This window comes from Streptococcus oralis subsp. oralis (genome assembly GCF_002096595.1).
Taxonomy (GTDB): domain Bacteria; phylum Bacillota; class Bacilli; order Lactobacillales; family Streptococcaceae; genus Streptococcus; species Streptococcus oralis_D.
In genome coordinates, this window is the sequence record NZ_NCUR01000009.1 from 174361 (window position 1) to 197274 (window position 22914).

A 22914-nucleotide genomic window follows, 5' to 3' on the forward strand; every position below is an offset into this window, starting at 1 on the left:
CAAACTAGGAAGCTAGCCGCAGGCTGCTCAAAACACTGGTTTGAGGTTGTAGATAAGGCGAAGCTGACGAGGTTTAAAGAGATTTTCGAAGAGTATAACCTAGCCCTCCTATAGAAAAACACCCTATGATTAGAAGAATCTTCTAGTCATGGGGTGTTGTTTTTATGATACACTTAGCTATCAAATCATATATTCTACACTATAGCTAGCGTCTGATAAGATACGAGCCAGGAACTGCTTGGTTCGTTCTTCTTGTGGACGACTAAAGAAATCGTGGGGATTGTTCTCCTCTACGATACGGCCTCCATCCATGAAAATAACGTGGTTGGCGACATCTCTAGCAAATCCCATCTCATGCGTGACGACCACCATGGTCACACCTTCTCCCGCCAACTGTTTCAGAACATCCAAAACATCTCCAACCAACTCAGGGTCTAGTGCTGATGTTGGTTCATCTAGCAAAATGACCTCGGGTTTGACGGCAATAGCACGCGCAATTCCTATTCGTTGTTGTTGCCCTCCAGATAGTTGTGAAGGGTAGTAGTCTTTGTAGGCCAGTAAACCAACTTTTTCCAAGGCAGATTCTGCACGTTTGAGCGCTTCTTCCTTGGGAACTTTACGAGCCACGATTAGGCCTTCTAGAATATTTTCCAGAGCAGTTTTGTTTGCAAAGAGATTGTAGTGTTGGAAAACAAAGGCTGTTTTTTGGCGAATTTCTAGAATGTCTTTCTTGCTCAATTTGGATAAGTCATAGGTCTTTCCTGCCAAGGTCAAACGGCCACTGTCAGCTTTTTCTAAGTGATTAAGACAACGGAGAAAGGTCGTTTTCCCCGAACCTGATGGTCCTAAAATAACGACGACATCCCCTTGGTTAACCTGAAGATTGACATCCTCCAAGACCTGCCTCTCACCAAATGTTTTTGCGATATGTTCTACTTGTAACATCCTGTCCTCCTATACGAAACGCGCGCTAGATGCTTTTGCACTTTTTTCTTTTTTCACATAGCCTTTTTCCAGTAGGGAGAAGCCCCACTGAATCAAACCACAGATCAAAATATACTGCAAAAAGATCACAAAATAAGACTCAAAATACTGGTAACCGTAGGACGCTTCTACACGAGCAATAGCGGTGATGTCCTTGATAGTCATAACAAAGACCAGGGAGGTCCCTTTGACGATATTGATCACCAGATTGGCCAAGTTAGGCAAGGCTGAGCGCAAGGCTTGAGGAAAAACAATCCTTAGATAGGCCTGGGTCGTAGTCAAGCCAATCGCATGCGCTGCCTCTAGTTGTCCCTTGTCCACCGTCAAGATGGCTGAACGCAAAATCTCCGATAAACTCCCGACTGTCATCAAACTATAAATGATAAAGGCATAATAGAGAGGATCAAGCTTGAAAATATCAAAGTCACTTCCTATGCTTTTGAGAAATTGATTCAGCAGACTTGGAAACAAACTATAAAAGAAGAGAATCAATAAAATCGGAGGAGTCGCTCGGATAAATGCCAGATAGACCAGAGAAAAACTCCTCACACCTCGAACCTTGTAAATCTGCCCCAAGGCTAAAAATAGAGCCGGTAAAAAGCTTAAGACCATAGCCACAATCATGATAATCAAGGTGATTGGCACACCCTTCAAGGTCTCCAGAAAGGTCTTTACAATATAGTCTATATCCATTTCTTACCTCCCTTTTGTTTCCAAAGACTTCTCAAGCAAACGACTCAAGCTAGAAATAACCAGGGCAATCCCCCAATAAAGAAGTGCGACTGCCGTATAGGTTTCCAGAGAGTAGTTCCCTAAATTGCGACTGATCAAGAGATTCCCCGCCCCCATAACATCAACAAAACCAATCGTATAGGCCAAGGCAGCATCCCGCATGAGATTGAGAATAGCGGTCGTTATATTGGGAAGAGCAACTTGAAAAGCTTGGGGAAAAATGATTCTCCAAAAAGTCTGACTTGGAGTCAAACCAATACTAAGCCCGGCCTCTGTCTGCCCCTTTGGAATAGCTTGATAGGCCGCCTTGAAAACCTCGGCAACAATAGCCGCAAACAAGAGAATCATCGTCAAGAGAACAAAAATAGTTTTAGACCAGTTGTTGATGTCCAAACCAAGCCACCATTTCAGAAATTCTGGCAAGCCATAAAAGACTAGAAAAAGCAAGACAATCGGCGGTGTACAACGTAGGGTAAAGATATAGCCTTTGGAAATCGCTGCAAAGCTCTTGTCTTCTCCTACTTGTGCCCAGGCCAAGAGACCTCCAAAAAGGGACCCAAGAAGAGTGGTAAAAAAGAGAATGGACAAGGTCATAGGAAGTGCCTGCCATAAGGTTGGCAAAAACTGAAAGACCTTGGAAAAATCATAAGAAACCATGCAAAACCCTTTCTAGTCTTGGAATTTCTGGTCTAGTCTTTGTCTACGTAACTAAAGACATCTTCTTTAAAGTATTGCTGAGATAGCTTAGCAAGCGTGCCATCTTCCTTCAACTCTTTGATTGCTTTTTCATATTCTTTAGCGAATTTCTCACCCTTTTCATCACGGTGAATCAAGGGATAAGTTGGAATACCCTTGTATGGGAACCAGCTGAGTTTATCCGCATATTGGTGGTAAGGGCCATCTTCTGCGGTAACTGCTTTTTCAAAGGACAGTTTGATATCAAAGAAGGCGTCATAACGTCCTTCTAAGACCCAGGCATAGGCATCTGCCACTTTAAAGGATTCAGCTGCTGTTAGCTCAATCGGTGCATCCTGATGTTTTTCATTGTAGCTGGTGATAACATTCCATTGAGCATTCTGTGGGGAGATGGGAACCAATTTCCCTTTATTCTTAGCAAAGTCATCAATGGTTTTGTATTTCTGTTCATCTTCTTTTCTGACAGTAAATCCAATGATGCTCGCTCCGACTGGTTCAGATGGAATGACAAACTTTTTAGCTCGTTCTTCTGTGTACCAAGCTCCCTTGGTTCCGATGTCATACTTGCCTGATTCCAGACCAATCAAAAGGTCGTCATCACTGGTACCCGTATATTCAAATTGATAGTTTGCCAACTTCTCATCAACAGCCTTCAAAACAGCTACTTCATAACCATCTGATTCCCCTTTTTCATTGACAAAGTCATAAGGTACATAATTTTGTGTATGGGCAACCTTCAAGGTTATGACTTCAGCAGACGAAGCCGTTTCTCCCTCCTTGGCTGGAGCACCAGCTAAACTTCTCCCGATAATCGTTGCCCCAATTACTGCAACCACTGCTACACCACCGATAATCCATGCTTTTTTACTCATCTTTTTCTCCTTTAGTTTTCAAGCGCTTCTCTAACCCACTGGATACGTTCAACTGCGATATCACTTGGAATGGTACAATCTGCCCCAAGTACCAAGCCCTGTTCCCCAGCTTCTGCAACTAGTTTCTTTGCCTCAGCCTGAATGGCATCCTTGCTACCAGTATACAGTAAGCCCGTCTTGCCATTTTCGAATCCTCCAAGAACCGTACGTCCCTTGAAAATCTCACGACCTTCCTTGAGAGTGATTCCCTCCGGTCCTACAGCCCAGTTAAAGACTTGGGCTGGATAGTCTGCAAAAAGGTGAATATCATTTCGCGCCCCCTCGTAGCCACAGATATGAAGAACTGTGACGCCACCAACAGCACTAGCTGCTTCCAGAACCGATATCTCGCTAGGGGCAATGACGGCTTGATACTCTGCTGCCGACACTCGTTGATCTTGGATACTCTGCACGCTGAGGTAGATTCCGTCAGCACCAGCCTCTTCGATAACAGCTCGGCTGAGACTCGCAATATCCTCTGCAATCACATCCAACACCTTCTTCAGAGCTTCAGGATCTTCCACCAGAAAATCTGCAATGAAGTCATCTCCACCAGACACTTCCCCAAGCAACCACTTGAGATAGGTCACAGGAGCAAAAATATTGTAAATCGCAACAATATCTTCTGTAAACTCTTGCTTGATTTTCTTAACCAAGTCCACCTGCTCTTTTATCCAAGCATGATCTGGTCCGAGTGGTTGAATGGTTGCCAATTCTTGAAGTGATTTGTCTTTGGCAATCGCTGGATTTGGATAAGCAAAGTAGCCATCACTCATGAGTTTGATAAAGTCTGGCTGAACTTCTCGGATAAAGCGCTTATGGCCCTCAATATTCTTCTCGATAATGACTGGATTTGAGAAACCGTGTAGCCATTCGTCTTCGGATGTGAAATGGTGCCAAAAGCCAACTGGCACACGATCAACCTTTTCACCTTTAAATGCTTTTAAAACCCATTCTTTTTTTTCTGACATTCTTATTCTCCATTTCTTACTTTTTCAACTAATAAACTGCTTGCGATATCATTCGAGCGTAGAAAGGGGAGACTGGACTTGGAAAAATCCTGAACTCCACGACATCTCTCTCCATTTTTGCAGTGCTGATTTTTTACGACGCTTATGGCAACCAAAGCCAGCAAACCGACAACTGCAATGAAGATGCCCCATCTTTTACTTTTCATAGCTCCTCCTTTTAGAGAACAGCTGCCTGCCGAATCCAGTCCAACCTCTCTAAGTCAAAGTCATCTGGAACAGTACAGTCAGCTCCCAGAAGAACACCTTTACTACCCGCTTCAGCCAGCAACCGCCTTGTTTCATTTTGCAATTCTACCTTGGAACCTTGATAAAGCAAACTTTTCTTGCCATTTTCAAATCCACCTAAAACGGCCTTGCCTGGAAACAACTCTTGCCCCTGTGTCAAACTAACATCCTCATGATGAGTCGCCCAGTTGACCACTTGAGCTGGATAGTCCTTAAATATCGTCACATTATTGCTCGCACCTTCAAAACCACAGATATGAAGGATATTGGTCCCACCCACCTGATTAGCTGCCTCCAAAATCGCTATATTGCTCGGTTCGATATAGGTTTGGTAAAGTGCTGGCGTGATGCGCTCATCTTGAATTTCCTGAGTGCTGAGGTAAATCCCGTCAACTTCACCTTGCTGGATGATTTTCTGAGTTAGGATAGCAATATCTCCTGCAATCACATCTAGAATCGCTCTGAATTGCTCAGGATTTTCAAGCAACAGATCAGCCACTTCCCTATCTCCTCGAGAAGTTTCTGTACGGAACCAGCGCTTGAGGTAGGAGATAGGCGAAAAGATATTGTAGAAAGAAGCAATCTCTTCGGTAAAGGTCTCTCGAATCGCTTGTACCACTTGCACCTGTTGCTGAATCCATGGGTGTTCCTCACCAATCGACTCAATAGAAGTCAGCTCCTGAATGCTTGCAATCGTAGGACTATAAACATTACTTGGATAAAGGAAAAAACCGTCACTCATAATTTTGACAAAATCAGGGCGAATCCTTTCCACATAGTTACGATGCCCGTCAACACTTTTTTGAAAGATACGTGGATTATTTAATCCCTGCCCCTTTTCTTCGAGTGTTACAAAATGAAACCAAAATCCCACAGGAACTCTTTCCACTTCATCGCCTCGAATCGCTCTAAAGACTAGCTCTCTTTTACTTGCCATACCTCTCTCCTTCCATTTGGATTGAAACCATCTTACCACTCCTTTTCCCCTTTTCCCAATATATATTGACTATCAACTCGATTGGAAATTTTTATATCTATAAAGAAAAAAATCCCTAAAAAGCTTGATGTTACTAGCCTTTCAAAGATTCACTTTATTTTCATCTATTTTTCAAAAAGGAGTTGATATAGATTTTCTATCAAGCCGATTGGAAATTTTTATATCCATCTTCATTCCCAAATTAAGTACATAATTTTATCCTAATACCAAATTACTACTGAAAAATTTCTTTTCTCTCGATATTTCCTTGCACAAATCCCATGAAAACGCTACAATATTAATAGACTATTATTAGGAGGATGGGATTATGAAAATATCCAAAGTTACTATTACAATTACTTCTACACTTGCTTCCGTCATTTTACTGACTGGCTGTGGCACAAATTCGGCAAATTCACAGACAACACAAAGCAGTACATCTGATAATCAGGTTACCATGACCTATGATCAGTTGCGTTCAAGAGAAAATACTATGTCAACTCTTTGGTATCAAAAAGCAGCTGAGACCAAGGCACTCTATCTACAAGGTTACAATGTCGCTACTGATCGTTTGAAAGAACTACTAAAAACACAGACAGATAAACCCTACTCTATCGTTTTGGACTTAGACGAAACCGTATTAGACAATAGCCCTTATCAAGCTCAAAATGTCAAAGACGGAACAGCATTTACCCCAGAAAACTGGGATGTCTGGGTAAAAAAATCCGCAGCCAAGGCTGTACCAGGCGCTAAAGACTTCCTCCAATTTGCAGACAAAAACGGTGTCCAAATTTACTATGTATCTGACCGCACGATAGATCAGGTAGATGATACGATCAAAAACCTAGAAAATGAAGGAATCCCTGTACAAAGCCGCGATCATCTCATGTTCTTAGAAAAAGGCGTCAAATCTAAAGAAGGTCGTAGACAAGCAGTCCAAGAAAAAACCAACTTAGTCATGCTACTAGGAGACAATCTTGTGGACTTTGCAGAGTTTTCAAAGACCTCTGAAACTGAGCGCGACCAAAAATTAGAGGAATTACAAAAAGAGTTTGGTGAGAAATTCATCATTTTCCCTAACCCAATGTACGGATCATGGGAAAGTACTGTTTACAATGGTAATAAATTGGATGCCAAGGGTCAAACTGAAGAGCGCCAAAAAAACTTACAAGGTTTTGATAAATAAAATAAGAGAACTATCTACCAGTTTACACCAACCACAAGATATCGTATTTGTGAGAATATCAAAAAAGACGATTTCCGCTTGGATAATCGCCTTTTTTGCTATTTTATCTTGTACTTGGTATAAACTAGTATATATTCCACTAGATAGTATGCTCTATCGCTTGTACCACTTCCACCTGTTGCTGAATCCATGGGTGTTCCTCACCAATCGACTCAACTGATTGGATTTTTTTATAACCCTTCTTTCATGGCAAAGTAAGCACGCACTTTTGGTGCGACTTGCGTTCCAAAAAGTTCAATAGCTCTCAAAACTTGATCATGAGGCATGGAACCAAGCGGTAGATGGAGCATGAAACGGTCCAAGCCTAAATCCTCAATCATGCGAATCAATTTTTCTGCTACCTGGTCTGGATTTCCCACAAACATGGCACCATTTGGACCAACTTGCTCCAAATATTGCTCATAGGTCAACTCCTGCCAGTGTGGACGGTCCTTGGAAATCGCATCCACCACTTGCTTAGTCGGATGGAAATAATCTTTTACAGCCTGTTCGCCATCCTCAGCAATCCAGCCCCAAGAATGAGCCCCCACTTTCAGGTCTTTATCCGCATGACCGGCATCCCTTCCAATCTCACGATAAGCTTGAATCAGCTTTTTAAAATAACGCGGATTGCCACCGATAATGGCATAGACAATCGACAGCCCTGCCCGAGCAATCTTCACTGTTGATTCGACATGGCCACCTGTCGCCACCCACAATGTCAATTTGTCCTGAACAGGACGGGGATAGACTTCTTTGCCAGAAATCGTTTGGGTCAATTGACCTTGCCAATTCACTTTGGTGCTTTCATTTGCCAACTGAAGCAGATCTAACTTTTCATCAAAGAGAGTTTCATAGTCTTTCAAGTCATAGCCAAACAGTGGGAAAGACTCGGTAAATGAACCACGCCCAGCCATAATCTCTGCCCGTCCATTTGACAAGGCATCGATGGTAGCATATTGTTGGAACAAGCGAATCGGATCCATACTCGAGAGAATGCTGACCGCACTAGTCAAACGAATCTTTTTGGTATTGACTGCCCCAGCTGCAAGAACAATCTCTGGCGCCGATACCGCAAAGTCCTCCCGATGATGCTCCCCAATCCCGTACACATCCAAACCAACCTTATCAGCCAGCTCAATTTCTGCCACCAACTGACGAATGCGTTCATCATGACTGTAAATCTGCCCGGTCGCTTCTAGAGCTGTTGTTTCACCAAATGTTGAAATTCCTAATTCTACCATCCTGTTTCCTCGCTATCTCTTTTAGTTTTAGGGTATTTTATCACTAATTAGTTTTATTTCCAATAAATTTGCTCATTAGAAAAAGTCTAGATGAACTAGACTTTCTTAGCTTATTCTACTGTTACTGACTTAGCAAGGTTACGTGGTTTGTCCACATCAAGGCCACGGTGGAGTGTTGCAAAGTAAGCGACCAATTGCGTTGGTACGACCATTGAGATTGGTGAGAGGTAAGGGTGGACGGTCGTAAGGACGATATCGTCTGTCTCTTTAGCAACATTTTCTTCTGCGATAGTGAGAACCTTAGCACCACGGGCTGCAACCTCTTGGATATTTCCACGAGTGTGGTTAGCAAGGATTGGATCTGACAAGAGGGCCAAGACAGGCGTTCCTTCTTCAATCAAGGCAATGGTTCCATGCTTGAGTTCTCCTGCCGCAAAGCCTTCACACTGGATGTAAGAAATCTCTTTGAGTTTGAGGCTCGCTTCCATGGCTACATAGTAGTCTTGACCACGTCCAATGTAAAAGGCATTGCGAGTGGTTTCAAGAAGGTCACGAACCTTGGCATCAATGGTTTCTTTTTCAGAAAGAGTTGATTCGATAGACTGAGCTACGATTGACAACTCATGAACCAGGTCAAAGGCTTGCGCTTTGGCATTGCCGTTTGCCTCTCCGACTGCTTTTGCAAGGAAGGCAAGGGCTGCGATTTGCGCTGTGTAGGCCTTGGTTGATGCCACGGCAATTTCAGGTCCTGCGTGAAGAAGCATGGTATGATTGGCTTCACGTGAAAGGGTTGAACCTGGGACGTTTGTCACTGTCAAGCTTGGGATTCCCATTTCATTAGCCTTGACCAAAACCTGACGGCTATCCGCTGTTTCACCAGACTGACTGATAAAGATAAAGAGTGGTTTCTTGCTGAGAAGTGGCATACCGTAGCCCCACTCAGATGAGATTCCAAGTTCAACAGGTGTATCTGTCAATTCTTCCAGCATTTTTTTAGAAGCAAATCCTGCGTGGTAAGATGTCCCAGCTGCAAGAATGTAAATACGGTCTGCATCTTGAATAGCCTTGATGATAGCTGGGTCAACGACTACTTGACCAGCCTCATCTGTGTAGGCTTGGATGAGTTTACGCATAACCGTTGGTTGCTCATCAATTTCCTTGAGCATGTAGTAAGGATAAGTCCCCTTACCGATATCTGACAAGTCGAGCTCAGCAGTATAGCTAGCACGCTCACGACTGTTACCATCATAGTCTTGAACTTCGACGCTATCAGCCTTGACGATTACCAACTCTTGGTCATGAATTTCCATGTATTGGTTGGTCTCACGAATCATAGCCATAGCATCTGAGCAGACCATGTTGTAGCCTTCTCCAAGACCAATCAAGAGTGGTGATTTGTTCTTAGCGACATAGATGACATCTGGATTTTCAGAGTCAATCAAGGCAAAGGCATAAGAACCACGAATGATGTGAAGGGCTTTTTTGAAGGCTTCAAGAACTGAGAGACCTTCTTCTTCTGCAAATTTCCCAATCAAGTGAACAGCGATTTCCGTATCGGTTTGCCCCTTGAAGTGGTGACCTGCAAGGTATTCTTCCTTGATTTCAAGGTAGTTTTCAATCACTCCATTGTGCACCAAGACAAAACGTCCCGTCTCAGAGCGGTGTGGGTGAGCATTATCTTCCGTTGGTTTCCCGTGAGTCGCCCAACGCGTATGTCCGATACCTGTTGTTCCCTCAACACCAGCTGTCTTGGCAGACAATTCTGCGATACGACCGACAGCCTTGACTAGATGATTTTCAGCACCACCTAGGACAAAAATCCCCGCAGAATCATAGCCACGGTATTCGAGCTTTTCAAGCCCTTGAATCAAAATATCAGTTGCATTTGTGTTTCCAACAACACCAACAATTCCACACATAGTATATACGACACAGACCAGCTGTGCTTTCTCCTTAAATTGGTATAGTCTAATTCTCGCTTTACGGAATCAGCAAAAACAGTATATACTTGTTTTTCTCACTTGTCAAGGATAAAAATTGGTATAGTTTTTCTATCTGGTATTTTATCAAGATTTCACTTGATACCTGACAAGTCGGCATCAATTACTTATAATAAGGGGAGGAGGTATTCGCCATGTGGTTTTTCTTCGCACTTTTATCAGCTATCTTTGCAGCCTTAACGTCAATTTTAGCCAAGATTGGGATTGAAGGAGTTCCATCCAATCTAGCAACTGCTATTCGTACAGTCGTCGTCATTCTTATGGCCTGGGCTATGGTTTTCTTGACCAATAGTCAGACCGAAATTGTCAACATCAGTAAAAAAAGTTGGCTCTTTCTCATCTTATCAGGCTTAGCCACTGGCGCCTCCTGGCTCTGCTACTACAAGGCCCTACAGATGGGCAATGCGACTGAGGTATCTGCTGTCGATAAATTCAGTCTCGTCATTACCCTCGTTCTAGCCTTTTTCTTCCTACAGGATGTCCTGACGTTTAAAACAATTATTGGCTGTATCCTGATTACGATTGGGACCTTGGTGATGATATTGTAATAAAAAGTGAGATGAACACCATCTCACTCTTTTTATTCTTAAAATCCATTATGGTCGCTGAGTTCCTTGAACCAATGGCCTGATTTTTTTAGACGACGTTCCTGTGTTTCCAAGTCAAGCTCAACTAGACCGTAGCGGTTTTTATAGCTATTGAGCCATGACCAGCAATCAATAAAGGTCCAGATTAAGTAACCCTTACAATTGGCTCCGTCTTCAATGGCACGGTGAAGTTCACGCAGATGTCCTTTGACAAAGTCGATACGATAGTCGTCCTGAATCATGCCATTCTCACGGAATTTATCCTCACCTTCAATACCCATGCCATTCTCTGTCAACATCCACTCAATATTACCATAATTTTCTTTGATATTTTGAGCGATATCATAAATCCCCTGCTCGTAGATTTCCCAACCTCGGTGAGGATTGATTTTACGGCCCGGCATGATATAAGGCTCGTAAAAATGTTCTGGCAAGAGGGGACTGTCTGGATGTTTAGCAAAACGCGGCGCCATAACGCGCAAAGGTTGGTAGTAGTTGACTCCAAGGAAATCAACTATGTTCTCGCGAATGAGTTCTAACTCTTCAACAGTGTACTCTGGCAGCAAATCATGCTCAGCTAAAATTTCCACCAATTCCTCTGGATAAGCTCCCAAGACAGACGGATCTAGGAAAGATTGAGCTTGGAAGAGGTCGGCAATGCGCGCAGCCTTGACATCCGCAGGATGCTGGCTACGTGGATAGGCTGGTGTCAAGTTAAGTACAATTCCAATCTTAGAGCCAGGCAGAATCTCATGACAGGCCTTAACCGCAAGACTACTAGCCAGTTGCGTATGATAGGCAACCTTAACCGCTGCTTTGGCATCCACCTTGTGAGGATAATGGGCATCATAAAAATAACCAAATTCTACGGGGACGATGGGTTCATTAAAGGTAATCCATTGGTCTACCAAGTCACCGTAAGTCTCAAAACAAAAACGAGCATAGTCTTCATAAGCCTTGACAGTTGCCTTATTTTCCCAGCCATCACCAGCTTCTTGAAGGGCAAAAGGCAGGTCGAAGTGATAGAGATTGACTAAGAGACGAATCCCCTTGGCCTTAATAGCCTCAAAAACCTGACGGTAGAAAGCCACCCCTTGCGGATTGATCTCTCCACGACCTTGCGGAAAAATACGAGACCACTGGATAGAAGTTCGGAAGGCTGTATGCCCAGTCTCTACCAAAAGCTCAATATCCTTTTCCCAGTTTTCGTAAAAGGTCGATGTTTTATCTGGACCAATCTCATTATAGTAGCGATTTGGCTCTACTTTGAACCAATAATCCCAGAGATTGTCTCCCTTTCCGTCGTCAGGCACTCTTCCTTCTGTCTGTGGTCCAGAAGTAGAGGAACCCCAGACAAAATCCTTTGGAAATTTTAACATTGTTATACCTCTTAACTTGATGATGTATTTATTCACTCTCATTATATAGAAAAAACAAGGTAAAAACTAGTTACATTTTTGCCTTGTTTTTCTTCTGATTATAGTTTTTATTTCTTGCTGAGGATTTCAAGCGTTTCAAGCAAGTTGTCTGCATGAACTTCGATGGTGTCACCAGTCGCCTTGATCTTAACTTCTACAATACCGTCAGCTGCTTTCTTCCCAACAGTAATACGGATTGGCAACCCAATCAAGTCACTATCGCTAAACTTCACTCCGACACGTTCGTTACGGTCGTCTGTCAAGACTTCGTAACCAGCTCCCATCAAGCTTGCTTCAAGTTTATCTGTCAAGGCTTGCGCTTCTTCATCTTTGACATTGACAGTAATCAAGTGCACATCAAATGGTGCTAATTCTTTAGGGAAGTTAACTCCCCAAGCATAACGGTATTCGCCTTTTGGCGTTTTATTGACAAAGAGGCGAGCGTGTTGCTCCATAACGGCTGAAAGGAGACGGCTAACACCGATACCGTAACAACCCATGATTATTGGCACAGCACGGCCATTTTCGTCCAAAACATCTGCGCCCATACTTGCTGAGTAGCGAGTTCCGAGTTTGAAAATATGACCGATCTCGATACCACGCGCAAAGTTTAGGACACCTTGTCCGTCTGGTGAAATTTCACCCTCACGCACTTCACGGATATCCACGTATTCTGCAGTAAAATCACGACCTGGGTTCACACCCGTCAAGTGATAGCCATCTTCGTTAGCTCCTGCCACGGCATTGCGAACATCTTGCACCTTACGGTCAGCAATGATTTTCACATTTTCTGGCAAACCAACTGGGCCAAGAGAACCAAATCCTGCTGGGATGACACTTACGACTTCTTCCTCGCTCGCAACATCAAAGAAATCTGCACCCAAATAATTTTTCAACTTGACTTCATTAAGTTGGTCATTTCCAACTAGAAGTGCTGCAACAAGCTCACCATCCGCCATGTAAAAGAGGGTTTTGATGGTTTGTTCTTCTGGCACGTTTAAGAAGGCTGCGACTTCATCGATGGATTTAACATCTGGAGTTTCCACTCGAGTCACTTCTTCTTCCGCAACGACACGGTTGCTTGGTTTGTACTCGTTTGTTGCCATTTCTAAGTTAGCTGCATAGCTAGATTCACTTGAGTAGGCAATGGTGTCTTCACCAGAAACCATCCATTTGAGCAATTCTGACTTGATTTCTTCTTGCACTTCTGCAGGAATTTCATCAAATGAGGCAACTGACTTATCCAAGACAACCCAGCGGTCAAGGTCTGTACGAGCTGGTGTGATAGCCATAAATTCTTGGCTATCCTTACCACCCATGGCTCCACCGTCACCGATGATGGCCTTGAAATCCAAACCACTACGAGTAAAGATTCGTTCATAGGCTGCCTTGTACTCATCATAAGTCACATCCAAACTATCGTAATTAGCATGGAAACTATAACCATCTTTCATGATAAACTCACGTGTACGAAGAAGTCCGTTACGTGGACGTTTTTCATCACGGTATTTCGGTTGGATTTGGTAAAGGTTAAGTGGCAATTGCTTGTAAGACTTGACAGAGTCACGAACAATAGCCGTAAAAGTTTCTTCGTGTGTCGGACCTAGGATAAAGTCTGACTTTTCACGATTTTTCAGTTTATAAAGGTCTTCACCATAGGTTTCATAACGACCTGATTCACGCCAAAGATCGGCACTGAGAAGGGCAGGAGCCAACATCTCAACAGCACCAATCTTATCAAACTCTTGGCGCATGATATTCTTAGCCTTTTCAATCACACGGTTAGCGAGTGGTAGGTAAGAATATACACCGGCAGAAACTTGACGAACATAACCAGCACGCAACATAAGGGCGTGGCTGATAACTTGAGCATCGCTTGGCATTTCGCGAAGTGTTGGGATTAGCATTTTACTTTGTTTCATAATATTCCTCGATTATCTAAAAGAAGAGTCGCATAATGTCATTCCAGGTCACAGCTAGCATCAAGACAACCATGATAACTACACCAGCCATGGTGACATAGGTTTCAATTTCTTGTTTAAGGGGTTTCCGGCGGATAGCCTCTAGGATATTGAGCACAATCTTTCCACCATCCAAAGCCGGGATCGGAATCAAGTTAAAAATCCCGATATTAATAGAAATCATAGCTAGGAAGTAGAGGACATTCTCAAGACCATTTTTAGCAGCATCGCTACTTGCCTTAAAAATGGCAACGGGACCGCCGAGTTTGTTCAAATCTGGATGGAAAATCAAGTTTTTCAGAGCCGAAAGGATACGAAGTCCTGAGTCGGCAGCGGTTGTAAATCCACCAACAAACATGGATAGAAAGTCTGACTTGACCCCTGGTTGAACCCCGAGAATGTAACGTCCTTGATTTTCTTCTGGCGTCACAGTGACTTGTTTTTCGCTACCTTTTTCAGAAATGGTCACATCCAAGGTCGGAGCGGTCTTGTCCTTGGTATCTGCTTCCACAGCCTGGGTCAAGTCTTGCCAATTCTTAACCTCATGCGAGCCGACCTTGGTAATTTGAGCGGTCTCAGCTACACCTACCTTAGCCAAAGCTCCCTCTGGCATGACATGAAAGAGATTGGTCTGAGTATCTCTAACACCGCCTTGCAAAAAGATCAAGATCCAAAAAACAACAACACCTAAGATAAAGTTATTCATAGGACCTGCAAAGTTGGTGATGAGCTTGCCCCAGATAGAAGCGTTTTGATACTGTACATCCAAAGGAGCGATGCGCACTTCGGTTCCATCTTCTTCAACAACCGTTGCATCATGATCCACTGTAAAAGTCTTTTCTTCTTCCAGGACCAAGCCTTTAATGAAGAGCTTGTCTTCAAAGTCGAACTGGGTTACCTGCATAGGGAGAGCTGTTTGATCCAGTTTCTTCCCTGAGAGGTTGATCCGTTTGACCTTACCATCGTCGGCAAGTGTTAAACTGACTGGAGTTCCTGTCTTGATTTCTGTCGCATCATCACCCCAGCCTGCCATACGAACATAGCCTCCTAGAGGAAGGATTCGAATGGTATAAGCAGTGCCATCCTTACCGATATGAGAAAAAATCTTGGGCCCCATACCAATGGCAAATTCACGAACTAGAATGCCTGATTTCTTGGCAAAATAAAAATGTCCAAACTCATGCACCACCACAATAATCCCAAAAACCAGGATAAAGGTTAGCAATCCAATCATTCAATATTCCTTTCTTTAAAACAGGCCAAATAAGTGCATCATTGGAAACACAATCAGCATGCTGTCAAAGCGATCCAACACACCGCCATGTCCAGGGATAAATTTCCCAGAATCCTTAACACCGAAATGGCGTTTCATGGCACTCTCAATCAAGTCACCAAACTGACCTGCCACACTGAAGAAGGCAGCAAAGAGACTCATTCTATAAATCCCATAAGGAAGAGCAACTGTACTGTCTACTAGCATGAAGATTACCGTTATCAGTACCGCACCTAGAATACCACCGACAAAGCCCTCAATACTCTTATTAGGAGAAACTCTCGGCGCCAACTTATGTTTACCAAAATTCATCCCTGTCAGGTAGGCTGCGCTATCTGTCGCCCAAACGATAAAAAGGGCCAAAAGTACCTTGTCAAAACCTGCCACCCGAGCATCTAGTAAGGCATTAAAGCCAAAACCAACATAAAAGCTCACAGCAATTGGAAAAGCGGCATCTTCAATCGTATAACTTTTACTGAAAACGGTGGTCCCTAGCATAATCATAATTAAAACGCTGTAGGCAACCACATTCCCATCAACTGGCAAAAAAGTTAGGTAATTTTCTAAGGGGATTGTGAGAGCAAAGGTCGCAAAGAGGGTCAAGGCACCCTCGATGGTCATGGTCTTTAACCCCTTCATGTGCAAGAGTTCATGGACACCTAGCATGGCTAACAAACCAATGCCTATCTGCAACAAGAGTCCTCCCACAAACAAGACTGGAAGGAAAATGGCCAGGGCCAATACTGCAAACAATGTTCTCTTTTGTAAATCCTTGGTCATATCTTCTCCTAAACTCCTCCAAAACGGCGATTGCGATGGTTAAAAGCAGCAATAGCTTCCTGCAAGGCGGCTTCATCAAAATCAGGCCACAAGGTATCCGTAAAGTAAAGCTCACTATAGGCTGCTTGCCATGGCAAGAAATTACTTAAACGCAACTCACCACTCGTACGGATAATCAAATCAGGATCCCGCAAATCCTTTGGCAGGTGTTGCGTGAAAAGATAGTCTCCAATCATATCTTCTGTGATGTCACCAGGGTTGATTTTAGCATCTAGAACATCTTGAGCCAAGCCCTTAAGAGCCTGCGTAATTTCAGCACGGCCACCATAGTTAAGCGCAAAATTGAGAATCAAGCCCGTATTGTTCTTGGTCAATTCCTCTGCTTTTTTCAAAGCTTCAAAAGTCGGCTTAGGCAAACGATCTGTCTCCCCAATCATCTGAATCTTAACGTTATTTGCATGCAATTCAGGGACGTAGTTATCATAAAATTCGACTGGCAAGTTCATGATAAACTTGACTTCTTGATCTGGGCGTGTCCAATTTTCCGTTGAAAAGGCATAAACCGTGATGACCTTAACTCCCGTCTTGTTAGCTGCCTTGGTCACTTTTTGGAGGGCTTCCATCCCCGCCTTATGACCAAAAACCCGTGGTTGCATCCGTTTTTTAGCCCAGCGGCCATTCCCATCCATGATGATGCCAATATGAGCAGGAACCTGTGTTGGAACCTCGACTTCTACAGCTTTATCTTTCTTAAAAAATCCAAACATGTTCTTATTCCTATTTAAAAATCTATCGTTTCATTATACCATATTTCCCTATTTTCTTCTATTGGTAAGTTATTAGCTCTCCGTACAGACAAAAAATAAGTCGCCTGATTGGGCGACTTAATTTTATAGGGAGATTATTATGAAAAAGTTTTAGGAGTTTAAGTTAAGTTCCTCTTAACTTATGAACCTAGTATACCGTCACTAACTTAAATTTTTCTTAAGTTTTTTGAAAAAGTGAGATTTTTCCATTTTTCTTGCCAATTTTTCTTGGACATCCGTTCTTGATAGAGCTTCATTCGGTCCTCATTCTCTAAGAAATGAGGAGTTGTGGAAACTTGAAACTTTAAAATATCCTCTAGACCATAGGGCGCAAAGAGCTCTAAAGTTGCGTCGGCATGCAAGCGAAGCCCTATCGCCGTACAGCGTTCAGGATACTTACTCATAGCATCACGAGAACTCGTGTAAGGCGCAGTGTGGGGACTGTGCTGATGCATATAGACCTGATTTTTCAACTCCCACTGATACTGAGGAAAATCTTCTCTCAGTTTTTTCTCTATGGATACTGTTTCCTCATAAGAAATATCTGGATCAAAGAAAATCACATCCACGTCCGTTTCATGAACAAAAGGCGATTTGTCTGACAAGAGATTCCAAATGAAATTCCTGACAGAACCTGCCGCCAACCACGAATCTTTCAGACCAAGGTCACGAATAATGGTCAGAATGGTCATCATATCTGGATTTTCTCTGAAAGCATCTAGAATTTCTTGCTCATTTTTCACTGTATTCATAACCTAAATGTTCATATGCCTTAGCAGTTGCCACCCGTCCAGAACGAGTTCGCATGATGAAACCTTTCTGAATCAGGTAAGGTTCGTACATATCTTCGACTGTCTCACGCTCCTCGGCAATATTAACAGAAAGAGTTCCTAAACCGACAGGACCACCACCGTACATCTCAATCATGGTGCGAAGGATTTTTTGGTCTACATAGTCCAAACCTTCACGGTCTACATCCAGCATGGTCAAAGCCTTATCCGTAATCACATCATCAATCAAGCCATCCCCCATAATCTGGGCAAAGTCGCGCACGCGCTTAAGGAGACGATTGGCAATACGAGGAGTTCCTCGACTACGTAAGGCCAACTCCGAAGCTGCTTCATGGGTGATTTCCATCTCAAAAATATCTGCCGTTCGTTCAACAATTTCCGTCAAGTCAGCGCGGGCATAGTATTCCATATGACCTGTAATTCCAAAACGTGCCCGCAGAGGATTTGAGAGCATCCCCGCACGTGTCGTAGCCCCAATCAAGGTGAATGGTGGCAAGTCCAAATGAACACTGCGACTGCCCTCTCCAGCCCCAATCATGATGTCAATGTAGAAGTCCTCCATGGCACTATAAAGCACCTCTTCCACCGACATGGGCAAGCGATGAATCTCATCAATAAAGAGAACATCTCCAGGCTCCAAATCATTCAAAATCGCTACCAGATCCCCCGCTTTTTCGATGACAGGACCAGACGTTTGCTTGAGATTGACTCCCAGTTCATTGGCAATAACAAAGGCCATGGTTGTTTTCCCGAGACCTGGAGGACCAAATAAAAGAACATGGTCCAGTGCCTCATCCCGCATTTTGGCAGCCTCGATAAAGATTTGCAGCTGGTCCTTGACCTTATCCTGCCCAATATATTCACGTAAATACTGGGGACGGAGGGTACGTTCTACCAACTCCTCATCCCCCATGATTTCATTATCTAAAATTCTACTCATGGCTCTATTATATCAAAAATCCAAGCCACAAACAAAAAAGCCACCTGATTGGGTGGCCTCTTTAGGGAGATTATTATGAAAAAGAAAAGTTTAGGATTTCATTAAATAAAGTTAGGAGGTCTTTATTTAATGGTTATATAATACAAGATGAATCTTAAAGCTAACTTAACTTTTCTCCTGATTTATCATTTTTTTTAAAATTTTTTTCAAATGGATTTTTCCTCTCCAAGTCCTAAAAAAGCCACCTGATTGGGTGACTTCTTTAGGAGATTATGATGAAAAAGAAAAGTTTGGGATTTCATTAAATAAAGTTAGGAGGTCTTTATTTAATAACCATATAATACACGAGGAGACTTAAACTTTACTTAAGAAAAAATGATTTTTTTATCTTTTTCGATCCACCCAAATCATTCCTGTACAATCATAAGTAGATAAGGTTTCAAATCCCAGAGAACGATAGAATCCCAAGGTTTTTTCTGTCTGATCGGTCACTAGTTGAACTTGATAGGCATCTTTGTAATCACCTAAAGCCTCTTTCATCAAGTCGCTACCAATCCCTTGGCGCTGATAGCTCGGCAAAACGATCAAATCCTGGACAAAAATCGATGAAAAACCATCTCCGACCAAACGGACCAAGCCCACCACGGCATCGCCATCAAGTGCTAGATAAATCGCTAATGAGTGAGACAAGGCTTTCTTCAACATCTGAGGTTGATGTGTATATTTTGTCCATCCAACTGCCTGATAGAGATGCAAAACATCCTCTAGCTTGACAATTTCTTGCCTTCTAATAGTCATCATCTCAATACCTCTCAGAATTCTCTTAAGCTCTTGTACTGCCGTCCATTTTTATCAAAATTTTCAGGAGCCAGCCATGCTTCCAAACGAACTTTAACTTGAGGCCAGTCCTTATCAATCATAGCTAGCCAATCCGTATCACGTGTACGTCCCTTATAAACGACTGCCTGACGGAAGGTGCCTTCATAAACAAAGCCCAAACGCTCCGCGGCTCGTCTTGATGGGATATTTAGAGAATCACATTTCCACTCATAGCGACGATAGTTAAGCTCCTCAAAAACATAGCGAGCCAAGAGATACTGAGCCTCTGTCCCTATACGTGTTCCCCTGAGTTCTGGAGAAAAAGTGACAGCTCCCACTTCTATCACTCGGTTATTCTGATCAATGCGCATGAGAGAAAAAGTTCCCAAGGCCTTACCAGTTGCCTTGTCTACAATCGCATAGTAAAAGCGATCCTTACGAGCCAACATCTGATTTAAAAGGCTAACCAACTCCTCCATATCTGCCACTGGTTCCTGAAAGAGGTAGGTCCACATCTCCCGAGGAGTATCTGGACCATAAACAGCTAGCAAATCCTCAGCATGCTTTTCCACCGAAAGAGCCTCTATCCGAGCGTAGCGCCCTTCTAAGAAATCAATGGAAGGCAATTCACCAGATGTATAACCTTCCATTGACTCACCAATCATCTGACCATATTCGTTTACTGGCATCGTTTTCTCCTTGATTCACTTTTCAAACTTTATAATTGCACATAGTATATCATACTTTCATGAAAAAATTCAAAAAATCCTTCAGATTCTACTCTGAAGGATTCATTTCTTATTTAATAACGATATTAACAAGTTTGGTTGGCTTCAATAGTCCAGTGTACTATTGAAGGTGGCAGATAGAGCTAATAAACTCGTTATTTCACAACAATATTAACCAATTTATTTGGTACACTAATCACCTTCACGATTTCCTTGCCGTCAATGTCCGCTTTGACTTTTTCGTCAGCCAGAGCAATTTCTTGCAATTCTTCGCGTGACAGGTCTTTAGCGACCATGAGTTTGGCACGGACTTTTCCTTTGATTTGGACGACGATTTCGATTTCGTCTTCAACCAATTTACTTTCGTCCCAAGTTGGCCAAGCCACGTAAGAGATGGATTCACCTGTTGCTGTAACTGTTTGCCAAAGTTCTTCTGCCAAGTGAGGTGCAAATGGGGCAATCAATTGGATAAAGCCTTTGGCGTAGTCCACATAGAGTTTGTCTTCCTTGTTAGCAGCGTTGACAAAGACCATGAGTTGGGCAATAGCTGTGTTGAATTTCATGGATTCGATTTGCTCAGTAACAGATTTAACGGTTTCATTGTAAACCTTGTCAAGAGCACCATTGTTTTCCGCAACGATTTCTTTACTTGTAATCAAACGGTAAACACGGTCGAGGAACTTACGGCTTCCTTCCAGGCCTTCTTCTGACCAAGCGATAGAAGCATCAAGTGGTCCCATGAACATTTCATAGACACGAAGGGTATCGGCACCATATTGTTCCACCACATCGTCTGGGTTGACAACGTTCTTGAGCGATTTAGACATCTTAGCTGGTGCTTGCTCCAACTCTTCTCCTGTTTCCACATGGAAGAAAGAACCGTCACGTTTTTCAACCTTGTCAGTCGCCACAAGAGCTCCACGGTGGTCACGGTAGCTTGTTCCCAAAATCATCCCTTGGTTAAAGAGTTTTTGGAATGGTTCCTTAGTCGGAACAACACCGAGGTCATAGAGGAATTTGTGCCAGAAACGAGCATAGAGCAAGTGAAGTACAGCATGCTCTGCACCACCCACATAGATGTCTACTGGCAACCATTGTTTGAGAAGATCCTCATCTGCCAATTTTTCTGTGTTATGTGGGTCAATATAGCGGAGGTAGTACCAGCTTGAACCAGCCCATTGTGGCATGGTGTTGGTTTCACGACGACCTTTGACACCATCTTCACGCGTCACTTCAAGCCAGTCGGTCAAGTTAGCCAATGGGCTTTCCCCAGTACCTGAAGGACGGATATCCTTGGTGACTGGCAAGACAAGTGGCAATTCACTTTCAGGAACAGCTGTTGAAGTCCCATCTTCCCAATGAATGATTGGGATTGGCTCACCCCAGTAACGTTGACGGCTAAAGAGCCAGTCGCGGAGACGGTAGGTAACCTTCTCTTGACCACAACCTTTTTCTTCCAACCAAGCCACAATTTTAGTAATTGCGTCTTCTTTGTTAAGGCCATCTAGGAAGTCTGAATTGACATGAAGACCATCTTCAGTATAGGCAGCTTCTTCAACGTTACCACCTTCAAGCACTTCTACGATTGGAAGACCAAACTGTTTGGCAAATTCCCAGTCACGTTGGTCATGGGCAGGAACAGCCATAACAGCACCTGTTCCATAGCTCGCAAGAACATAGTCAGCGATCCAAATTGGGATTTCTTTGCCATTGACAGGGTTGATGGCATAAGCGCCCGTCCAAACCCCTGTTTTTTCCTTGGCAAGATCGGTACGAGCCAAGTCAGACTTGAGACTAGCTTGGTGTTTGTAGTCAGCTACTGCCTCAGCTTGCTCTGGACTTGTGATAGCATCTACCAAGTCATGCTCAGGAGCCAAGACTGTGAAGGTTGCACCGAAAAGAGTATCAGGACGAGTGGTAAAGACGGTAAATTCCTTGTCAGTCCCTTTCACTTTGAAAGTTACATTAGCACCAGTTGATTTACCAATCCAGTTGCGTTGCATGTCCTTGATAGACTCTGGCCAATCCAACTCATCCAAGTCATTAAGCAAGCGCTCTGCATAAGCAGTGATTTTAAGCATCCATTGGCGCATTGGTTTGCGGACAACGGGATAGCCACCACGCTCAGAAGTTCCGTCAGGAAGGACTTCTTCGTTGGCAATGGCCGTTCCCAATTCTTCCACCCAGTTTACTGGCACTTCCGCTTCATAGGCCAAGCCTTTTTCGTAAAGCTTGGTGAAAATCCACTGAGTCCATTTGTAGTAGTTTGGATCTGTTGTGTTGACTTCACGATCCCAGTCGTAAGAGAATCCAAGCGCATTGATTTGACGTTTGAAGTTGGCAATGTTTTCCGCTGTAAATTCTGCCGGGTCATTCCCCGTATCCATAGCGTATTGCTCTGCAGGCAAACCAAAGGCATCCCAACCCATTGGGTGAAGGACATTGTAGCCTTGCGCACGTTTGTAACGACTGAGAATATCTGTTGCTGTATAACCTTCTGGGTGTCCTACGTGCAGACCTGCTCCAGACGGGTAAGGGAACATGTCAAGCGCATAAAACTTCGGTTTTGAGGCATCTGTTCCTGTCTTAAATGTATGATGTTCTGCCCAGTAGCCCTGCCACTTAGGTTCAATTTCTTTATGATTGTAAAAACTCATGGTCTCTCTCCAATTTTGTGATGTTACTATTATACCATTTTTAGAGGAATTTGAAAGACGAGAAATGTTCTTTTAGACTTGGATAACAAGAAATACTGAGTCGCAAATCCACCTTATTTAACAGGAAAAA

General features: G+C 43.3%; 21 protein-coding genes. 2 read left to right on the forward strand and 19 right to left on the reverse strand.

Going from position 1 to position 22914, the window contains the following annotated elements; genetic code table 11:
• Positions 1 to 180 precede the first annotated feature (180 nt).
• From B7714_RS03135 to B7714_RS03165, 7 genes are read right to left on the reverse strand one after another with little or no spacing between them, the layout of a single operon-like run.
• Positions 181 to 945: an amino acid ABC transporter ATP-binding protein gene (locus B7714_RS03135; protein WP_000942256.1), complete on the reverse strand. Its 765-nt coding sequence runs from the start codon at positions 943 to 945 to the stop codon at positions 181 to 183.
• Between the two features lie 9 nt (positions 946 to 954).
• Positions 955 to 1677, reverse strand: coding sequence for an amino acid ABC transporter permease (locus tag B7714_RS03140; protein WP_000350563.1), 723 nt, complete (start codon positions 1675 to 1677; stop codon positions 955 to 957).
• A gap of 3 nt (positions 1678 to 1680) precedes the next feature.
• Positions 1681 to 2373, reverse strand: a complete 693-nt coding sequence (locus B7714_RS03145) for an amino acid ABC transporter permease (protein ID WP_000255460.1) — start codon at positions 2371 to 2373, stop codon at positions 1681 to 1683.
• Between the two features lie 32 nt (positions 2374 to 2405).
• Positions 2406 to 3284: a transporter substrate-binding domain-containing protein gene (locus B7714_RS03150; protein ID WP_049520823.1), complete on the reverse strand. Its 879-nt coding sequence runs from the start codon at positions 3282 to 3284 to the stop codon at positions 2406 to 2408.
• 11 nt (positions 3285 to 3295) lie between these two features.
• Entirely contained in the window at positions 3296 to 4294 is a 999-nt protein-coding gene (locus tag B7714_RS03155) for a uroporphyrinogen decarboxylase family protein (protein WP_084859631.1), read from the reverse strand.
• A gap of 2 nt (positions 4295 to 4296) precedes the next feature.
• The gene (locus tag B7714_RS03160; protein ID WP_000837741.1) at positions 4297 to 4500 is read right to left on the reverse strand and encodes a hypothetical protein; all 204 of its coding nucleotides are present in this window, start codon (positions 4498 to 4500) and stop codon (positions 4297 to 4299) included.
• Positions 4501 to 4511: 11 nt separating this feature from the next.
• Positions 4512 to 5516: a uroporphyrinogen decarboxylase family protein gene (locus tag B7714_RS03165; RefSeq protein ID WP_042902943.1), complete on the reverse strand. Its 1005-nt coding sequence runs from the start codon at positions 5514 to 5516 to the stop codon at positions 4512 to 4514.
• A 367-nt stretch (positions 5517 to 5883) separates the two neighbouring features.
• Between B7714_RS03165 and B7714_RS03170 the strand changes: the two genes are divergently transcribed.
• Complete coding sequence (locus tag B7714_RS03170; protein ID WP_042902944.1) at positions 5884 to 6741, forward strand: 5'-nucleotidase, lipoprotein e(P4) family; 858 nt, start codon at positions 5884 to 5886, stop codon at positions 6739 to 6741.
• Between the two features lie 230 nt (positions 6742 to 6971).
• Here B7714_RS03170 and B7714_RS03175 read toward each other — a convergent pair whose 3' ends face one another.
• Together B7714_RS03175 and glmS are read right to left on the reverse strand one after the other, a co-directional pair.
• Complete coding sequence (locus B7714_RS03175) at positions 6972 to 8024, reverse strand: LLM class flavin-dependent oxidoreductase (RefSeq protein WP_084859632.1); 1053 nt, start codon at positions 8022 to 8024, stop codon at positions 6972 to 6974.
• Positions 8025 to 8134: 110 nt separating this feature from the next.
• A complete protein-coding gene (gene glmS, locus B7714_RS03180; protein WP_042902946.1) occupies positions 8135 to 9943 on the reverse strand; it encodes a glutamine--fructose-6-phosphate transaminase (isomerizing) in 1809 nt (602 codons plus the stop codon).
• 215 nt (positions 9944 to 10158) lie between these two features.
• Between glmS and B7714_RS03185 the strand changes: the two genes are divergently transcribed.
• Positions 10159 to 10572 carry an EamA family transporter gene (locus B7714_RS03185; protein WP_000264204.1) on the forward strand — a complete coding sequence of 138 codons (414 nt, stop codon included), beginning with the start codon at positions 10159 to 10161 and terminating at the stop codon, positions 10570 to 10572.
• A gap of 38 nt (positions 10573 to 10610) precedes the next feature.
• On the opposite strand, the gene B7714_RS03190 is transcribed toward B7714_RS03185, so the two are convergent.
• The 10 genes from B7714_RS03190 to leuS form a co-directional block, all read right to left on the reverse strand.
• Positions 10611 to 11990 carry a glycoside hydrolase family 1 protein gene (locus B7714_RS03190; RefSeq protein WP_084859633.1) on the reverse strand — a complete coding sequence of 460 codons (1380 nt, stop codon included), beginning with the start codon at positions 11988 to 11990 and terminating at the stop codon, positions 10611 to 10613.
• A 107-nt stretch (positions 11991 to 12097) separates the two neighbouring features.
• Entirely contained in the window at positions 12098 to 13951 is a 1854-nt protein-coding gene (locus tag B7714_RS03195; protein WP_084859634.1) for a proline--tRNA ligase, read from the reverse strand.
• Positions 13952 to 13967: 16 nt separating this feature from the next.
• Positions 13968 to 15224: an RIP metalloprotease RseP gene (rseP, locus tag B7714_RS03200; RefSeq protein WP_084859635.1), complete on the reverse strand. Its 1257-nt coding sequence runs from the start codon at positions 15222 to 15224 to the stop codon at positions 13968 to 13970.
• Positions 15225 to 15239: 15 nt separating this feature from the next.
• On the reverse strand, positions 15240 to 16043 hold the full coding sequence (locus B7714_RS03205) for a phosphatidate cytidylyltransferase (RefSeq protein WP_084859636.1): 804 nt from the start codon (positions 16041 to 16043) through the stop codon (positions 15240 to 15242).
• Positions 16044 to 16051: 8 nt separating this feature from the next.
• Positions 16052 to 16810, reverse strand: coding sequence for an isoprenyl transferase (locus tag B7714_RS03210; protein WP_084859637.1), 759 nt, complete (start codon positions 16808 to 16810; stop codon positions 16052 to 16054).
• A 206-nt stretch (positions 16811 to 17016) separates the two neighbouring features.
• Positions 17017 to 17601, reverse strand: coding sequence for a nucleotidyltransferase family protein (locus B7714_RS03215; RefSeq protein ID WP_084859638.1), 585 nt, complete (start codon positions 17599 to 17601; stop codon positions 17017 to 17019).
• Entirely contained in the window at positions 17582 to 18580 is a 999-nt protein-coding gene (gene ruvB, locus B7714_RS03220; protein WP_084859639.1) for a Holliday junction branch migration DNA helicase RuvB, read from the reverse strand. The genes B7714_RS03215 and ruvB overlap by 20 nt, the downstream gene beginning before the upstream one ends.
• 384 nt (positions 18581 to 18964) lie before the next feature.
• Entirely contained in the window at positions 18965 to 19381 is a 417-nt protein-coding gene (locus B7714_RS03225; RefSeq protein WP_084859640.1) for a GNAT family N-acetyltransferase, read from the reverse strand.
• Between the two features lie 11 nt (positions 19382 to 19392).
• On the reverse strand, positions 19393 to 20088 hold the full coding sequence (locus tag B7714_RS03230; protein ID WP_084859641.1) for a GNAT family N-acetyltransferase: 696 nt from the start codon (positions 20086 to 20088) through the stop codon (positions 19393 to 19395).
• Positions 20089 to 20282: 194 nt separating this feature from the next.
• Positions 20283 to 22784: a leucine--tRNA ligase gene (gene leuS / locus B7714_RS03235; RefSeq protein WP_084859642.1), complete on the reverse strand. Its 2502-nt coding sequence runs from the start codon at positions 22782 to 22784 to the stop codon at positions 20283 to 20285.
• Between the last annotated feature and the right edge of the window lie 130 nt (positions 22785 to 22914).

Bases quoted from the DNA above. Each gene is read 5' to 3' on its own strand.
- B7714_RS03135 (WP_000942256.1), bottom strand. From the start codon at position 945: ATGTTACAAGTAGAACATATCGCAAAAACATTTGGTGAGAGGCAGGTC.
- B7714_RS03140 (WP_000350563.1), bottom strand. From the start codon at position 1,677: ATGGATATAGACTATATTGTAAAGACCTTTCTGGAGACCTTGAAGGGT.
- B7714_RS03145 (WP_000255460.1), bottom strand. From the start codon at position 2,373: ATGGTTTCTTATGATTTTTCCAAGGTCTTTCAGTTTTTGCCAACCTTA.
- B7714_RS03150 (WP_049520823.1), bottom strand. From the start codon at position 3,284: ATGAGTAAAAAAGCATGGATTATCGGTGGTGTAGCAGTGGTTGCAGTA.
- B7714_RS03155 (WP_084859631.1), bottom strand. From the start codon at position 4,294: ATGTCAGAAAAAAAAGAATGGGTTTTAAAAGCATTTAAAGGTGAAAAG.
- B7714_RS03160 (WP_000837741.1), bottom strand. From the start codon at position 4,500: ATGAAAAGTAAAAGATGGGGCATCTTCATTGCAGTTGTCGGTTTGCTG.
- B7714_RS03165 (WP_042902943.1), bottom strand. From the start codon at position 5,516: ATGGCAAGTAAAAGAGAGCTAGTCTTTAGAGCGATTCGAGGCGATGAA.
- B7714_RS03170 (WP_042902944.1), top strand. From the start codon at position 5,884: ATGAAAATATCCAAAGTTACTATTACAATTACTTCTACACTTGCTTCC.
- B7714_RS03175 (WP_084859632.1), bottom strand. From the start codon at position 8,024: ATGGTAGAATTAGGAATTTCAACATTTGGTGAAACAACAGCTCTAGAA.
- glmS (WP_042902946.1), bottom strand. From the start codon at position 9,943: ATGTGTGGAATTGTTGGTGTTGTTGGAAACACAAATGCAACTGATATT.
- B7714_RS03185 (WP_000264204.1), top strand. From the start codon at position 10,159: ATGTGGTTTTTCTTCGCACTTTTATCAGCTATCTTTGCAGCCTTAACG.
- B7714_RS03190 (WP_084859633.1), bottom strand. From the start codon at position 11,990: ATGTTAAAATTTCCAAAGGATTTTGTCTGGGGTTCCTCTACTTCTGGA.
- B7714_RS03195 (WP_084859634.1), bottom strand. From the start codon at position 13,951: ATGAAACAAAGTAAAATGCTAATCCCAACACTTCGCGAAATGCCAAGC.
- rseP (WP_084859635.1), bottom strand. From the start codon at position 15,224: ATGATTGGATTGCTAACCTTTATCCTGGTTTTTGGGATTATTGTGGTG.
- B7714_RS03205 (WP_084859636.1), bottom strand. From the start codon at position 16,043: ATGACCAAGGATTTACAAAAGAGAACATTGTTTGCAGTATTGGCCCTG.
- B7714_RS03210 (WP_084859637.1), bottom strand. From the start codon at position 16,810: ATGTTTGGATTTTTTAAGAAAGATAAAGCTGTAGAAGTCGAGGTTCCA.
- B7714_RS03215 (WP_084859638.1), bottom strand. From the start codon at position 17,601: ATGAATACAGTGAAAAATGAGCAAGAAATTCTAGATGCTTTCAGAGAA.
- ruvB (WP_084859639.1), bottom strand. From the start codon at position 18,580: ATGAGTAGAATTTTAGATAATGAAATCATGGGGGATGAGGAGTTGGTA.
- B7714_RS03225 (WP_084859640.1), bottom strand. From the start codon at position 19,381: ATGATGACTATTAGAAGGCAAGAAATTGTCAAGCTAGAGGATGTTTTG.
- B7714_RS03230 (WP_084859641.1), bottom strand. From the start codon at position 20,088: ATGCCAGTAAACGAATATGGTCAGATGATTGGTGAGTCAATGGAAGGT.
- leuS (WP_084859642.1), bottom strand. From the start codon at position 22,784: ATGAGTTTTTACAATCATAAAGAAATTGAACCTAAGTGGCAGGGCTAC.